A 15324-nucleotide genomic window follows, 5' to 3' on the forward strand; every position below is an offset into this window, starting at 1 on the left:
GAAGTCTCCTCGCATAAAAATGCAGACACGTCGCCAAGCCACACTGGCAGAAATACAGTGCGATGCGGGCATAACGTGTTTTGAAGAAACTATTGGATTGAGCATTTGAAATATTCTGAATAAGCTAAGTTTTTTATAGCATAAGGCTTGAGTGAAAAGTAGTCATTATGCTCATGTAAAGATAAAAATATCAGAATGAGAATAAGTGATTTAGCATTGCTTAAATTTAAAAAATTTCCATAATGTAGCAATTAACTGCTAAAAAAGAAGTCTGCTCTTGTCTGCGTTAGAAATTATTGCGGTGATTATTAGCCTGATTGGTGTGACCTTAACTATTCAGCGTAATATGTGGTGCTGGTGGTTTAACTTTTTGGCTTGTGCTTTATATGCCTATTTTTTCTTCACTATTAAGTTGTATGGAGAAACGATTCTGCAATTTTTCTTTATTGTGATGAATATTTATGGATTTTATTACTGGTTAAAAGGAAAGCGCCAAGACCATGTAATTCGTATTGAATCGATAGCAAAGACTACTGTATTGACGCAAATGGTTATTGCAATGGTTTTTGGACTATTATTTGGTTTGATACTCAAACATTTCACAGATGCTGCTGTACCAATGCTCGATTCTCAGCTAGTCGCTTTTAGTCTGCTGGCGACTTACTGGACCAGTCGTAAGCATATCGCTACGTGGATTCTCTGGATTTTTGTTAACATCATCTATGTGGGAATGTTTATATATAAAGAAGTTTTCCTCACCGCGGGGCTTTATGCTGCTTTTGTTGGATTAGCTACTTATGGTTGGTGGCAATGGCAACAGGTTAAACAAAAACAACAGTTACAGATATAAAAAAGGCAGTCGAACTGCCTTTTTTCTTTTTCGGATATTACTTTGTTGTTGCTTGATACGTTTGTACGGCTTGACGACCAATCGCAGGATCATCAGTAAACACACCATCGACTCCTGCTTTGAAATAAAGCTGCATTTCTTTGATCGAGCCTGTAGGGCAACGTTCAGCTGCTTTAGCTGGATCCGTGCTACATTTTAAGGTAGATGGTAGGAAGTTGTTCTCAGGGCGGAAAGTATAAGGATGTACTTTTAAATTAACTTTGTGTGCATTTGCAATGAACGATGTTGTTTTTGTCATCGCAGCATCTTCAAAAACATATACTTTCCATGGACCTACACCATTGGCATAGACTGAGACATCTTTTAACCCTTGTGCAGTTGCCAGATCAGCATAGGTTTTAGGATTATTTTGTGCGATGTAATCAGCAGGTCTAACATCAGGTGCATCATAGAGCTGAATCAGTTGTGCATGTTTCACACTCTTATGCAAATCCAATTGGTTTTTCAAATACTTTAAATTACTAACCTCAAATGATTGTAAATAAATTGGCGCGATATCACGGCTATATTGATATTTGGATAGTGTTTTCAATAAATTATCTTCCATTGCTAAATTAAGCTGTTGGAAGTAAGTTGGATGTTTGGTTTCAATATAAAGACCAATAATTTTGCCCGTTTTTTTATAATGAGCATTGGTTAACTCAATAATTTGATCCAATGTTGGAATGGCATATAAATCGTTATATTTTTGATTTTCAGGTCGATATTGAGGAATACGTTCACGCGCTTTCAGTTGTTGTAATTCATTTAAAGTAAAATCTTCTGTAAACCAACCATTTAATGAAACGCCATCAATCACTTTAGTTTTTTTACGATCAGCGAATTGTGGAAGAGAGGCAACATTTGTTGTTCCGCTGATTTCATTTTCATGGCGTGCCACCAAGATCCCATCTTTGGTTGAAACCAAGTCTGGTTCGATAAAATCGGCACCATCATCAATTGCTTTTTGGTAAGACTCAAGTGTATGTTCAGGTCGAAGCGCACTCGCGCCGCGATGTCCTATGACCAAAATTTTAGGTAATTGATAATTGGGTTGTGTCGTATTTTTTGAGTCATTATTGTCATCGTTACAGCCAGCAAGGCTGATCAAGCTGATACAAATAAATGCTTTTTTAAACATAGATAAGCTCATGTGTTTTTATAAAACATTGAGCTTGTATGCTAAAGGTATCCACAGTATGACAATTAAATGATATTTTGATGAAAAATAGAATGAATCAAACCCATTTTAAAGAAGAGCCAAACTCGATTTAGAATTTATTTTTCCAATAAGGCCAATTTATTTCCGGAATGAATTGATAGTTATCATCTTGCCAAAAGGTTTGCGAAGGCGCATTTTTTTCTTTCAGCCCCATAATATGCATCAGATTATTGTCTAACTCTGCCGTATTAATTGTTTTATCTTTATTTGCCCCTGTCATTTTTAAATTATCAGACCACATAATGACAGGAACTTGATAACCTGCTTTGGTATTTGGGCTGTGTCCTGCGTAATCAAGTTCGTGTCCTACTTCATTACCGTGATCTGAAACGACCGTAAAGGATCTGAAATCTGGGACTTGATCTGATCTTAGCGTATCTAAAAACTGAGCCAGTAAAGAGTCTTCATAGAGCACAGCATTATCGTAATCATTTCGCAGAGAGCGAATCCAAGGATCAATGTTTCGACTTTTTAGTTCCAACTCAACCTGATCATTACTATTACTGGTAAATTTGTTAAAAGCAGTTGGGTAACGCTCTTGGTAATTTGGATGTACCCCAATCAAGTGTAGGATAATTAATTTTTTTGGATCTGGGTCTGCTAAAGCTTGTTGGTAAGCAGGAATTAAGCTTTCATCAAGTGATGTACTGCTACGACCTGAGCGGTTGTTTTTATAAATAGCGTGGTCTGCATAAGAACCAAATAATGAGGATAGATAAGTATCATCTTGGTTACTAAGCCAATAGATTTTATATCCAGCAGCTCGAGCATAAGCCAAAATACTTTCAGGTGAATATTGATTGTGTTCAGCTGCTGGACTTTCTGTGAGTAATACTCTTAATGCATTAATTGTTGAAGGTGATGGTGAAAATGCATTACAAAATACTTGTATGTCATGGATTCGTTTACTTAGCTCAGGTGTTGTTTCGCGTGCATATCCGCATACGCCTAAATTTAAACTGGTTAAGCTTTCAGACAGCACTAAGACATGGGTTTGCTTATGTTTCGTTTGCTTGGCAACAACTAAATTTTCTTTAGCACTGATATCCCATTGTTCATGCACATTTTTATGTTTTTTAATTCTATCTTTGAAATCTTGAATTTTAGTTTGATATTCAGACCAGAAAACAACAGGATGTACCTTACGTGAGGGTTTCATCAGATAGCTGGTTGTTGTTAATAATAGTAATAAAACAATGCAGCTTCGATAGATTTTACTATTCCACAATTGCTTTAAATCAATAGGTTTGATGAGTTTCATGACGCTGAAACTATAAATCGAAATAGCGAGGATTAAACTAAAAACGACACTCGCAACAGTCTTAAGATGGAGCTGAAAGAATTCCCATATTTCATTATGATTGGTATTGGCAATTGCTTCTATAATGAAATAGGCTTCGTTATCACTATTAAATAAGTACCAAGTACTAGAGCGTAATAAAGCATCTAGCCAAAAAATAAACCACCACACGATTGCGATAATATGCCAAGATCTTTTATTACGAATAATTGCTAAATACGTAAACAAAACACCCGGTAAAGATAAGAATCCGAGGCGTAAACCATCGCTTAAATTTCCAGCGAAAATTAATAAACCGCCTGTAATACATGCAGGTAGCAAAATAAGCAGCAATACATTAAAACTTTTTAAGCTAGCTTTCATCTCTACCTAATATCGTGGGCACATTTAATAAACGTGCTAATATCGTTTTAACTTGAAGATGTGTCAATCCGAAATTGAAAAGTGATTGATTAATCAGTAAATTAAATTCTTTACCAAAAACTAAATTTACAGGTTTGAAGCTATTGGAATTTAGCTCAGCCGTGACTAAAATTCATGATTTCTCCTCATTTCCTCGCTTTTTGAAATGATATGTTAAAAGTGATAGCGTTTACTCAAGAGCTCAGCAATGATCACGAGCACAAGTTCCAAATTTATCATCATTCGAAAAATTGACTGTTTCAGCTAATGGAATGAGCAGCCATGCTATCTAAGTTTTTTATTGAGCGTCCGATCTTTGCGACTGTACTGGCAATTATGGTTATGGCATTTGGTGTCTTTTCTGTATTGAATTTGCCAGTAGAGCGTTATCCCGATATTGCACCACCTCGTATTACTGTCGCAGCAACTTATAGTGGTGCAGATGCCCAAGCTGTGGAAGATAGTGTCACTCAGGTACTCGAACAACAGATCAAAGGAATTGATAATTTACTTTATTTTAATTCGAGTAGTGATGCGAGTGGCAATAGTCGAATCAGTCTTTTCTTTGAGCAAGGAACCGATCCAGACCAAGCCCAAGTCCAAGTCCAGAATGCCGTCAATGGTGCGATTAATCGTCTGCCAGAAGACGTACAACGCCAAGGGGTAAATGTGCGTAAGTCACTCAGTGACTCATTTATGGTGATCGGTCTAGGAGATAAATCAGGACGTTCTACAAATTTAGATATTTCAGATTATTTAACCAATAACTTCGAACTAAATCTAAGCCGTATTGAAGGTATTGGAGAGGTAAGCGTATTCGGTTCGCAATATGCCATGCGTATTTGGTTAGATCCACAGAAATTGCAAAGCTATCAGTTACAGGTCAGCGATGTACGTTCTGCTATTGAAAATCAAAATACTCAAGTCGCTGCTGGTGCAATCGGTGATTTACCTACCGTAAAAGATCAATATCTTAATGCAAAGGTTACTTCGGGTTCTTTATTGCGGACACCAGAACAGTTTGAAAATATATTAGTAAAAGCCAACAACGATGGTAGTTTTGTTTATTTAAAAGATGTGGCTCGAGTTGAGGTTGGAGCGGAAAATTATCAGGTATTTAACCGCTTAAATGGTTATCCAGCTTCAGGGCTTTCACTTTCATTGACAGTCGGTGCAAATGTAATGCAAGTTGCCGACGCAGTTTATAAAGAGGTGGCTCGATTAGAAAAAACCTTACCAGAAGGTTATTTTGTTGTTTATCCTCGGGATGATACGCCATTTGTAAAAGAATCCATGTCACAGGTTGTTTCAACCTTGGTTGAGGCGATTATCCTTGTTGTACTGGTGATGTTTATCTTCTTACAAAATTGGCGAGCTACTCTTATTCCTGCCGTGACTGTGCCTGTGGTGATTTTGGGAACATTTGCTGTCTTAGCTATTTTTGGCATGAGCATTAATACATTAACTTTGTTCGCTATGGTTCTAGCGATTGGTTTATTGGTGGATGATGCGATTGTTGTGGTTGAAAACGTTGAGCGTTTGATGCATGAACAGCATCTAAATGCTAAAGAAGCATCAATTCAATCCATGCAAGAAATCAGTGGTGCTTTGGTCGGGATTACATTGGTTTTGACCGCAGTATTTATTCCAATGTCATTTTTTAGTGGTGCGACAGGGATTATTTACCGACAATTTTCGATTACTTTGGTGGTCGCAATGGGGCTATCTTTACTGGTTGCTTTGATTTTGACGCCAGCCCTTTGTGCAATCTTATTAAAGCCGCAGCAAAAACAGGCACGATGGGCAGTATGGTTTAATCATAGTTTAGATTACATTAAAACGCGTTATCTCAGTCTTTCAAAAAAAGTCATCGGTGTGAAAGTCTTAGCACTGGTTGTTATATCCGTGTTGATCTTTAGTTTTATTTGGATTTATCGAGATTTGCCAACCAGTTTCTTGCCGCAAGAGGATCAAGGTCTATTAGGGGTACAATTTAGCCTGCCACAAGGCACGCCAATGAGTAAGACTGAAGAGGTGGGTAAAACGATTTCTGATTATTTCCTAGAGCATGAGAAAGCCAATTTGAATGGTGTCATGGTCATTCATGGACGAAACTTTTCAGGTACAGGACAAAATCTTGGACAGGCATTTATTTCATTTAAACATTGGGATGATCGTAAAGGCGTAGAGAATAGCGCTCAAGAAATCCGTGCTAGAGCAATGCAATATTTTTCAAAAAATAATCAAGCGCGGATTATGGTGGTGATGCCTTCTGTAATTCGAGGTTTAGGAAATTCCGACAAAATTGACTTTTGGTTGCAAGATACCAAAGGTTTGGGAAGAGATAGTCTGGTTAATAGTTTTAAAGACTTACAGCAACAGAGTAATAAATTAGATTCTGTCGAAAATTTGGATAAAAAAGGCAACGATGATCAGGCTGTCTTGAATATCAAAATTGATCATAAAGCTGCAATGATTCATGGTCTCAATGTGAGTCAAATCAATCAAACGTTGTCTACTGCTTGGAGTGGCAGCTATATCAATGACTTTATTGATCGTGGTCGTATCAAACGAGTTTATTTACAAGGTGATGCACCTTATCGTTCTAAACCAGAAGATCTAAATTATTGGTATGTGAAAAATGCAAATGGACAAATGGTGCCATTTACACAATTCAGTCAAATTGATTGGCAAGGCGCACCTCCAATCCTTGAGCGTTTTATGGGTTATCCTGCCATTAGTTTAGATGCAGATGCTGCAACCGGTTTTAGCAGTGGACAAGGCATGCAAGCAATACAAGGATTAGTCGATCAGATGCCTGATGTTGGATTAGCTTGGAGCGGGTTGTCTTATCAGGAGCAGCAATCAAGTAATCAAGCCATTTGGCTATATCTCATTTCGATTGCTTTTATCTTTCTATGCTTGGCTGCACTTTATGAAAGTTGGTCTATTCCGTCAGTCGTTATGGCAGCGATTCCTTTAGGTATAGGTGGCACGATTTTATTTAGTTATTGGTTTGGTTTTGCCAACGATATTTATTTCCAAATTGCATTGCTCACTACGATTGGTTTGTCCTGTAAAAATGCAATTTTAATGGTTGAATTTGCTGCTAGTTTACAACAGCAGGGGCTTACCGCTTTAGATGCTGCTCTAAAAGCTGCAGGTTTACGTTTACGCCCGATTCTAATGACTTCAATCGCATTTGGAGCAGGTGTTATTCCACTCATGTTTTCGAGTGGTGCGGGTGCATTAAGCCGCCAAGCTATTGGTTATAGTGTTTTTGGTGGCGTTGTATTCGGAACGATTTTAGTATTAATTTTTATTCCGTTTATGTATGTATTGGTCACCAATATGTTTAAACCTAAAATAACAACTCAAACAATTAAATAATCAATAACGTTTGAATCATCATGAACAATTTGAGTTTTTGGGCATCTGCCTTGGACTCGAATTGTTCATTTTTGTTGTGTAAGTTGAGAATATTAAAAAAAATTTGTAGTATTGCCGTGCCGTATAAACGGTTCAACGAGGTTAATCGCCCTAAATGGACACGCAGAGTTGTAGTTTATTAAAAATTACACATTTTTTTATTCATCCAAATCTGAATGAAGACCGTTATTCGGCAGTAAAATAAAAAACTGCGTTTGACTCTCTTCATTATGGATTATTTGTAGTGAAGAGGCGGACATGAGCTACAACAACTTTTTATATTTATTAAATGATGCATTAAAAAACAATCATATTGAACTTGCACTTTCATCAGTTGAAACTTTTCGTGCAGTTGATATTGCAGATGTTTTAACTCAGTTATCGGTGCAACAAAGTCAATTGCTGTTAACACATTTACCTGAGCGTGCTTACGTTTTCTCTTATCTTCCTCCCGTAGAACAAGTCAAACTCGCTAAAGCAATGCCGAGAAATATTTTGGCAGAAATCATTGGCGAGATGTCATCTGACAAGCGTGCAGATGTATTTAAGTGTTTAGATCAAGATCAACAGAATGCATTACTTCCAGCTTTAGCGCAGGCTGAACGAGAAGATATACGACAACTTTCATCATATCTTGAAGGAACCGCAGGGGCGATCATGAGCTCCGAATATGCGACGTTAAAGCCGAATATGATGGTCAAAGATGCGATTAAAATGTTGCGCTTTGAAGCGCCTGATACCGAAACGATATATTTTGCTTATGTGCTAGATGAAGCAAGGAAAATATTAGGTGTGCTGTCATTAAAACAATTGATTCTTGCACCTGAAGAACAAAATATTAATGAATTTATGGAAACAAATGTTTTAACAGCATATGTTGATACAGATCAGGATGAAGTAGCTAAAACCATTGCGCGTTATGACTTGTTGGCACTGCCAATTATTGATCATCATAATATGATGGTAGGAATCGTAACTTATGATGATGCGATGGATGTCGTGAGTGAAGAAGCAACTGAAGACTTCTTAAAAGTCGGTGCGGTGAATGCGTCATCAAAACTGAGTATTAAATCAGCGCCCATTCTTCAGCTCTATCAAAAACGTGTATTTTGGTTGGTATTCTTAGTTTTTGGTAGTTTACTTTCAGGGATTGGAATCGCACATTATGAAGAGGTCATTTCTCAGAATTTAGTATTGGTTTTCTTTCTTCCACTTTTAGTTGGAAGTGGGGGAAATGCTGGTTCACAGTCCTCAACTTTGATGGTTCGTGCCTTAGCAACGGGTGATGTGCAATTTAAAGACTGGTTTCATCTACTAGGGCGAGAAAGTTTAGTCGCTTTATGTCTGGGTGGAACGATGGCGATTGCAGTTTCATTATTAGGTTATTTCCGTGGCAATGAAATGGTGGCTTTAGTCCTTGCACTGAGTATGATGGGAATTGTTTTGATGGGGTGTTTGATCGGAATGAGTTTACCCTTTATTTTAAATAAAGCTGGACTCGATCCTGCAAGTGCATCAGCGCCTTTAGTCACTTCTATTTGTGATGCCACTGGCGTACTTGTATATTTATTTATTGCTTCAATCATTTTATTTTAAGTTGTAATAATTATTGTACCGACAAAACCTAAAAACTACTTTATTCTCAATAAATAAAGTGCTTTTAGGTCATGTACATGATAGGTCAAACAGAACAAAAAAAATTAACTCAGCAACAGGCAATTGCGGTAGAAAGAGATTTAGCTAAATTTGCGAATACAATGGATAGTCTAGTACGAATTCCATTTACTAAACAAGGGGTTGGTGCAGATGCCGCGCTCAGTACTATTCCTTTTGCAGGTGATTTAGCTGGTTTTGTACTCACACTTTATGCGTTTAAAAAAGCTAGAGAAGTAGGCGTACCGCAGCATAAACTGAATGGCGTGCTTAAACTGGCTATTATGGATATGTTGGTTGGTTTTGTTCCAATTGTTGGTACCTTGTTTGATGTATTTATTCGACCAAGTCGTAAAACCCTTGAAATTGTGCATGCCCATATTCGTGAAGAATATCAGGTTCATAGCGACATTCATGTTGTGCATCCCTTTTTGCATGAATCTCTTGAACAAAAGCAAAAAACCTCAGCTTTTTGGCGTAATCCTGTGGTTAGTTGGGTTTGGTTAAGAATTCCTGATTTGCTTGGTATTGCAGTTTTAGCCTTATTGATTTTGGCTGTATGGGTAGGGGCTACTTACTTATGGCAGTTTTATCAGTCCTTTCAAGTCAACTAGAATTCTTGAGTAAAAATAAAGCCTCCGTTTGGAGGCTTTATCATATATTTAGTATTGATTATTGAACATTTAATTGCTGTAACGCAGCAACACGTTGCTCAATGCTAGGGTGAGTTTGGAATAAAGCAGCTAAGCTAAAGCCTTGTTCCTTACCTTCCGTAATAGCAAATGCTTTCATTTCTTTTGGCATTTGATCAGGCATTTCTGATTCTGCTTGTAAGCGAAGTAATGCTGAAATCATCGCATCTTTACCAGCTAAACGTGCACCAGCTTCATCTGCGCGGTATTCACGTTGACGAGAGAACCACATAACGATAGTAGAAGCTAAAATACCAAATACGATATCAAGTACAATCGTAATTGCGAAATATGCTAAACCTGGTGCTTCGCCATCTTCACGGCCAAAGACATTTCGGTCAATAAAGTCACCTGCGATACGCGCAAAGAACATCACGAAAGCGTTCACGACACCTTGAATAAGTGCGAGTGTCACCATGTCGCCATTTGCAACGTGACCAATTTCATGCGCAAGTACAGCACGAAGTTCATCTTTATTCATACGTTCTAGTAGACCAGTAGAGACTGCTACTAAAGCGTCATTTTTGTTCCAACCTGTTGCAAATGCATTCGATTGGTAAGACGGAAAAATACCAACTTCAGGCATTTTAATACCTGCGCGTTGAGATAATTGCGCTACTTCTTGTAATAACCAAGCTTCTGCTTGATTACGAGGTGCATTTGGGTCAATTAATTCAGTCCCAGTGGTTTTTTTAGCCATCCATTTAGACATGAATAGGGAAATTAAAGAACCTACCATACCAAACACAAAACAGACGACTAATAGGTTGCCTAGATTCAAGCCACCCGCGCCATGGTAACTACCGACACCGAAGAGTGACAAGATGATGCCAGCTACAACCAGTACCGCGAGGTTGGTTAGCAAGAACAAACCAATCCGCATCATTGAGAAAACCCTCATATAAATAAAAAGTGATCTGATTTACAAATTTTAAATCATGATCATAATATGCAGGGCGAACCTCAAAAATTCAAGCAAAAATTGGACGCAGATACATTTAGCTAATAAAAATATGAACCATCATTGAAACAACTACTTAAAAGTAATTATTTAAAATAATAGCCCTAAAATCATCTGGTGAGAATAGAGTAATAGAATCTTAATCGCTGAGGCGAATCCGAGCCGTAGCAGTCGCATTTGCCGTAGTATAAGTTCCTGAGGGCGCATCTGTGAATGTCCCATCAGCTAAGGTAATGATCTGGCGATTATATTGCTTTGGTGCAGATGTTGTTTCTACAGGGTTATTATTTGGTGGATTATAATTCGCTGATTGGGCTATAACTTGAGTATTTGAAGTCTTTGAATCAGAGATTGAACTTAATCCCGATGCATATAAATTTTGATAACGGCTGGTGACACGACGTACATAATCTTGGGTTTCACGGAAAGGAGGGATACCGCCGTATTTATCGACATTACCTTCACCTGCGTTGTAAGCGGCAATTGCAAGTCGAGTGTCGCCGTTAAAGCGTTTGATCAACCAGCTTAAATAACGTGCGCCAGCAAAAATATTTTGTTCAGGATCATATGCGTTACTCACATTGAATCGACGCGCAGTAGCTGGCATCAATTGCATGAGACCTTGTGCGCCAACAGGGGAGCGAGCATTGATATTAAAGCCTGACTCAGTGTGCATCACTGCTTTGATTAGACCTTCAGATATGCCATGTCGCTGAGCTGCTTGACGGATGAGTTGATCAAACGCGTTTTTATTGCGGCTATAGCTTGGCAGTACCGAGGCTTCACTTGTACCCCAATTACTGTAGCTATGGATGTTACTGTCTGGGTAGTAGGTTGCTTTGACAACTTTAAGATGACTGTATTCGGCTTTCTTCTTATTGGTGAGCAGCGTTGTACCATTATTATCTTTAAATTGATAAATGGTTTGCCCAGCATAAATTGATGCTGAGCAATTTAAAAAACCGACGGTCCCCAAGCAAAGGGCAAAAATATATGTTGTTTTGTCCATCATTATAATATTCGCAAAAGATGAGCATAAGTTCTTCACAGCAGTGTAACAAAAAAAAGCATAAAAAGTACTTTGGCTACAATTTTTTTATTCTTGACTGTCTAACAAAAATCAAGTCATTTTGTGCGAATGTTCAGCAAAAAAAATTAAAATATTTTTTTTAAAATAGAAGACTTGACATATATAAGCCATTGATTTTAAATAGCTAAAATAACTGGTTAAAAAATGATCAATTTGATTGGAACCCTTATCCTTATGTAAAAAGAGTTTGTCAATAGCGAAGAAATCCACAATTTTATCCACAGGTTTTGTGGACAACTGTGGAAAAGTTTGAAATATAAGCGATCTAGCGCTTTTTTATATTTTTTGATCAGAATTTTACCAGTATGAAACTTAAATATGACGGTTGAAAGAAATTGAAAAATTCTTTAGGTGCGGTTTTTTGCTGAATCGGATAAAATCTTGCGGTATTTTTGTTTATGGGTAAATCACGTCTATGTACGCGCCAGTCGAGTCCAACCAAGGATTTAATTTCAAGCCAGAGCTTCCTACAAGTTCGGCGTATTATCGCCTGTTGAAAAAACTGCGTCGTCAAGTTGGGCATGCAATTCGTGACTACAACATGATCGAAGATGGCGACAAACTAATGGTTTGTGTGTCAGGTGGTAAGGATAGCTATACTTTGCTAGATATCTTATTGCAGTTCAAACGCATTGCACCAATTAATTTTGATATTGTTGCAGTCAATCTTGATCAAAAGCAACCAGGTTTCCCCGAAGACGTGTTACCTCGTTATATGGAAGAAAACAATATTCCATATTACATTTTAGAAAAAGATACCTATACCATTACAAAACGTTTGACGCCTGAAGGAAAAACTTACTGCGCAGTCTGTTCACGTCTACGCCGTGGTTCGCTATATGGCTTTGCTCAAGAAATAGGTGCAACCAAAGTTGCATTAGGTCATCATCGTGATGACATTATGGCAACGTTTTTCTTAAATCTATTCCATGGTGGTAGCTTAAAAGCTATGCCGCCTAAATTACTTTCTTCTGATAAAAAGAATATTTTGATTCGTCCTTTGGCTTATGTCGAAGAAAAAGACATCATTAAATATGCTGAATTACGCCAATTTCCAATTATCCCGTGTAATTTGTGTGGTTCTCAAGAAAACTTACAACGTGCCATCATTAATGACATGTTGCGTGAATGGGATAAACAGCATCCTAAACGATTACATAGCATTTTTGGTGCTCTACAAAACGTTTCTCCATCTCAATTAGCGGATCGAGAGCTATTTGATTTTGAGGCTCTTGATGGTCAACGTGAATTTGATATGAAAGATCCAGAAGAGATGAAAAACCGTTTAGACGTGGTCAATTTAAGTTTTGCTGCAGAGTAAAATGTAAATCTTTTTTAAAGGCACTTTTTTAAGTGCCTTTTCTTTATAATTTTTTTAAAAATTGAATTACGCGTACAAAAAGTCATAGCCTAAAATAAAAATTACGTGCTATAACAGGGCACAAGCAAATTGCTTCATGAGATGCCATTCGGATAGATGGCACAAGAAATTGAACAAATATATTTGAGGAATAATCATGGCTGCATTTTTAACTGATGATTGGTTTGCAACTGTTGAAAAACTTACTGCTGAAGCAGGAGATCTCAACTTGCCGCCAGCACTTGCGAATTTAGCGATTAACTTAGTTGTGACAGACGCAGCTGGTAATACTGATTTAGCTTTAGATGCAGGGAAAATCCAAAAAGGTTTGTCTCCAAATGCAAAAACAACTTTGAATATGGATGCTGAGACTTTACGTAAAGTATTCTTAGAGTTTGATATGGCTGCTGCTATGCAAGCATTCATGACAGGTAAAATCAAAGTTCAAGGTGATATGTCTCAGTTGATGGCTTTACAAACTGCTAAGCCAAGCCAAGAACAAAAAGATTTATTCAAGAAAGTACTTGAGCAAACTGCTTAATTAGTTTCAACGCATAAAAAAGCTTACCCTTAGGTAAGCTTTTTTATTAAATGTTGCTAAACATCAATACGAGCATTGGTTTTTAGGTGTTCCAAATAACTACGGATACGAGTGACATATTGAACAGCTTGTTTGTAGCGACCATTACGTACTTGGTTGCGCTGTAAATATTCGTACAAATTGACCCACTGATTTGGATCTTTACCCTGTGCCTTGATTCGTTTCTGAATCTGATTTACCGCACCTGGTCCCATATTATATGCCACCAGCGCGTACCAGTTACGATCTGGATAAGGCACATTCGCATATTGATCTAACATGAGATCATAATACTTTGCACCACCTTGAATGCTTTGAATTGGATCGACACGATTTGTCACACCCATTGCTTGAGCAGTGCTACTAGTCAGCATCATGAGACCACGTACACCCGTGGGAGACACCGAAGAGGGCTTTAAATAAGACTCTTGATAACCAATTGCAGCCAATAAATGCCAATCTAAATTGTATTTAGCAGCACTTTGTTTAAAGCTTGCTTTATAGATTGGTAATCGTTGATTCAAATCTTTTTGAATCGTTGACCATGATTCAGGTTTAACGACATTACGATTATAGAATGAAGCTAATTGTTGAGTCGTGCCCAATTGTTTACTTTGGCAAACAAAACCACTTGCTGTAAGTGTTAATGGATCATCTGCTTGTTTCAGAACCCAATTCAACTGTGGATTTAAGCCATTCTTACTGAGCGTGGATTGATCACCACAGCTTGCAGAAAAAGAAACCAGTTGTTTGCTTTCAATCGTCGCAATATTTGCCGTGGTCATCGCAATATTTGCTTTACCTTGAGCAACCCATTTCAGGGCAGTTGTATTATCAGGTACTGTTTTAAAATCAAGTTTAACATTTAAACTTTTTGCATAGTTACGCGCTAAGTCATAACCAAAGCCATGTAAAAATTGACCGTCTTTAAATACTGTAGTTGGATTTTCAACTGCGACGACAGTTAAAACATTTGAATTGACTACGGTATTGTATTGATGTGATTTTTCAGCATTTAGACTATTGATAGGAAATATTGCTACACCTAAAACTAAAGCTTGAAATGAAAGTTTGGAAGATAAAGAGTTAAGGCTAGGCCTAGACCCAGAACTTGAATTACTGTGCATGTTGTCTCCGCTACAGGTAATTTATGCCCTAAAAGTTCAGCAAGCTAGATACTGCCTTAACTTTTAAAAGTTTATAAATTCAATAAGGGTGGGCAAGTCATGACGCCATTCAAAATGACATTGGGTTGATCGGATATTTGATAAATGTTTCACAACATTTACAAAATGTATAAAAATTAAACAAAAACTAACTTAGGGGCGCATATTAAGCGTCAAAAAAGTGATTGTCAAATTTTGATCAATAAAAAAGCGAGAAATACATCACAACCTTCTGATTTGAAAAAGAATAAAATTTATACACTTTGGCGATGTTGAAATAAGGAATACAATGAAAAAACTTGTAAACGAAATGTTGTGTTAGCGTATTTTTCTTATGAAATCGAACTTAATTACTCGAAATGGGCATGATTTGTTAGTTGCTGAACTGAAAAAGCTTTGGCATGAAGAGCGTCCTGAAATTACAAAGAAAGTAAATTGGGCAGCAAGCTTAGGTGATAGGTCGGAAAATGCTGATGAATTAATATAACCCTATTATTTATACTATTTAAATTATGTTTTTGATTTTATTTAATTTTATAAAAGTATATATACTATTAGTATGTACTAAAATTAAAAGGAT

The 15324-nt window shown here is 37.3% G+C and carries 11 protein-coding genes and 1 pseudogene; 7 read left to right on the forward strand and 5 right to left on the reverse strand.

What is annotated here, in order from left to right; genetic code table 11:
* The first annotated feature begins 277 nt into the window (after nt 1-277).
* Nucleotides 278-850 (forward strand): nicotinamide riboside transporter PnuC, encoded by a 573-nt coding sequence (gene pnuC, locus NGC85_RS04410; RefSeq protein ID WP_005062999.1) that lies wholly within the window; start codon nt 278-280, stop codon nt 848-850.
* Nucleotides 851-887: 37 nt separating this feature from the next.
* Here pnuC and NGC85_RS04415 read toward each other — a convergent pair whose 3' ends face one another.
* Complete coding sequence (locus NGC85_RS04415) at nt 888-2030, reverse strand: glycerophosphodiester phosphodiesterase (RefSeq protein ID WP_254804964.1); 1143 nt, start codon at nt 2028-2030, stop codon at nt 888-890.
* Nucleotides 2031-2160: 130 nt separating this feature from the next.
* Nucleotides 2161-3774, reverse strand: coding sequence for a phosphoethanolamine transferase (locus NGC85_RS04420; protein ID WP_254804965.1), 1614 nt, complete (start codon nt 3772-3774; stop codon nt 2161-2163).
* Nucleotides 3775-4095: 321 nt separating this feature from the next.
* On the opposite strand from NGC85_RS04420, the gene NGC85_RS04425 reads away from it, so the two are divergent.
* From NGC85_RS04425 to NGC85_RS04435, 3 genes are all read left to right on the forward strand, one after another.
* The gene (locus NGC85_RS04425; RefSeq protein ID WP_254804966.1) at nt 4096-7203 is read left to right on the forward strand and encodes an efflux RND transporter permease subunit; all 3108 of its coding nucleotides are present in this window, start codon (nt 4096-4098) and stop codon (nt 7201-7203) included.
* A 297-nt stretch (nt 7204-7500) separates the two neighbouring features.
* On the forward strand, nt 7501-8838 hold the full coding sequence (mgtE, locus tag NGC85_RS04430; protein ID WP_254804967.1) for a magnesium transporter: 1338 nt from the start codon (nt 7501-7503) through the stop codon (nt 8836-8838).
* A 77-nt stretch (nt 8839-8915) separates the two neighbouring features.
* Nucleotides 8916-9509, forward strand: a complete 594-nt coding sequence (locus NGC85_RS04435) for a DUF4112 domain-containing protein (RefSeq protein ID WP_254804968.1) — start codon at nt 8916-8918, stop codon at nt 9507-9509.
* A 58-nt stretch (nt 9510-9567) separates the two neighbouring features.
* Here the strand turns inward: NGC85_RS04435 and htpX are convergent, their stop codons facing one another.
* Both htpX and NGC85_RS04445 read right to left on the reverse strand, forming a co-directional pair.
* Entirely contained in the window at nt 9568-10473 is a 906-nt protein-coding gene (gene htpX / locus NGC85_RS04440) for a protease HtpX (RefSeq protein ID WP_005055258.1), read from the reverse strand.
* Between the two features lie 214 nt (nt 10474-10687).
* Complete coding sequence (locus NGC85_RS04445; RefSeq protein WP_254804969.1) at nt 10688-11560, reverse strand: lytic transglycosylase domain-containing protein; 873 nt, start codon at nt 11558-11560, stop codon at nt 10688-10690.
* Nucleotides 11561-12053: 493 nt separating this feature from the next.
* Here NGC85_RS04445 and ttcA point away from each other — a divergent pair, with 493 nt between their 5' ends.
* Nucleotides 12054-12959 carry a tRNA 2-thiocytidine(32) synthetase TtcA gene (gene ttcA, locus NGC85_RS04450; RefSeq protein WP_254804970.1) on the forward strand — a complete coding sequence of 302 codons (906 nt, stop codon included), beginning with the start codon at nt 12054-12056 and terminating at the stop codon, nt 12957-12959.
* A gap of 196 nt (nt 12960-13155) precedes the next feature.
* On the forward strand, nt 13156-13539 hold the full coding sequence (locus NGC85_RS04455) for an SCP2 sterol-binding domain-containing protein (protein ID WP_005055252.1): 384 nt from the start codon (nt 13156-13158) through the stop codon (nt 13537-13539).
* A 56-nt stretch (nt 13540-13595) separates the two neighbouring features.
* Here NGC85_RS04455 and NGC85_RS04460 read toward each other — a convergent pair whose 3' ends face one another.
* Nucleotides 13596-14705: a transglycosylase SLT domain-containing protein gene (locus NGC85_RS04460; protein WP_254804971.1), complete on the reverse strand. Its 1110-nt coding sequence runs from the start codon at nt 14703-14705 to the stop codon at nt 13596-13598.
* Between the two features lie 373 nt (nt 14706-15078).
* Between NGC85_RS04460 and NGC85_RS04465 the strand changes: the two are divergent.
* Nucleotides 15079-15219 (forward strand): annotated as a pseudogene (locus NGC85_RS04465) (transcription elongation factor GreB); the annotation flags it as partial.
* Between the last annotated feature and the right edge of the window lie 105 nt (nt 15220-15324).

This window comes from Acinetobacter sp. Z1 (assembly GCF_024296945.1).
GTDB lineage: Bacteria > Pseudomonadota > Gammaproteobacteria > Pseudomonadales > Moraxellaceae > Acinetobacter > Acinetobacter beijerinckii.

Coding starts and splice junctions, on each gene's coding strand:
- NGC85_RS04445 (WP_254804969.1), bottom strand. CDS start 11,560: ATGATGGACAAAACAACATATATTTTTGCCCTTTGCTTGGGGACCGTC.
- NGC85_RS04415 (WP_254804964.1), bottom strand. CDS start 2,030: ATGTTTAAAAAAGCATTTATTTGTATCAGCTTGATCAGCCTTGCTGGC.
- htpX (WP_005055258.1), bottom strand. CDS start 10,473: ATGATGCGGATTGGTTTGTTCTTGCTAACCAACCTCGCGGTACTGGTT.
- ttcA (WP_254804970.1), top strand. CDS start 12,054: ATGTACGCGCCAGTCGAGTCCAACCAAGGATTTAATTTCAAGCCAGAG.
- mgtE (WP_254804967.1), top strand. CDS start 7,501: ATGAGCTACAACAACTTTTTATATTTATTAAATGATGCATTAAAAAAC.
- NGC85_RS04460 (WP_254804971.1), bottom strand. CDS start 14,705: ATGCACAGTAATTCAAGTTCTGGGTCTAGGCCTAGCCTTAACTCTTTA.
- NGC85_RS04420 (WP_254804965.1), bottom strand. CDS start 3,774: ATGAAAGCTAGCTTAAAAAGTTTTAATGTATTGCTGCTTATTTTGCTA.
- NGC85_RS04425 (WP_254804966.1), top strand. CDS start 4,096: ATGCTATCTAAGTTTTTTATTGAGCGTCCGATCTTTGCGACTGTACTG.
- NGC85_RS04435 (WP_254804968.1), top strand. CDS start 8,916: ATGATAGGTCAAACAGAACAAAAAAAATTAACTCAGCAACAGGCAATT.
- NGC85_RS04455 (WP_005055252.1), top strand. CDS start 13,156: ATGGCTGCATTTTTAACTGATGATTGGTTTGCAACTGTTGAAAAACTT.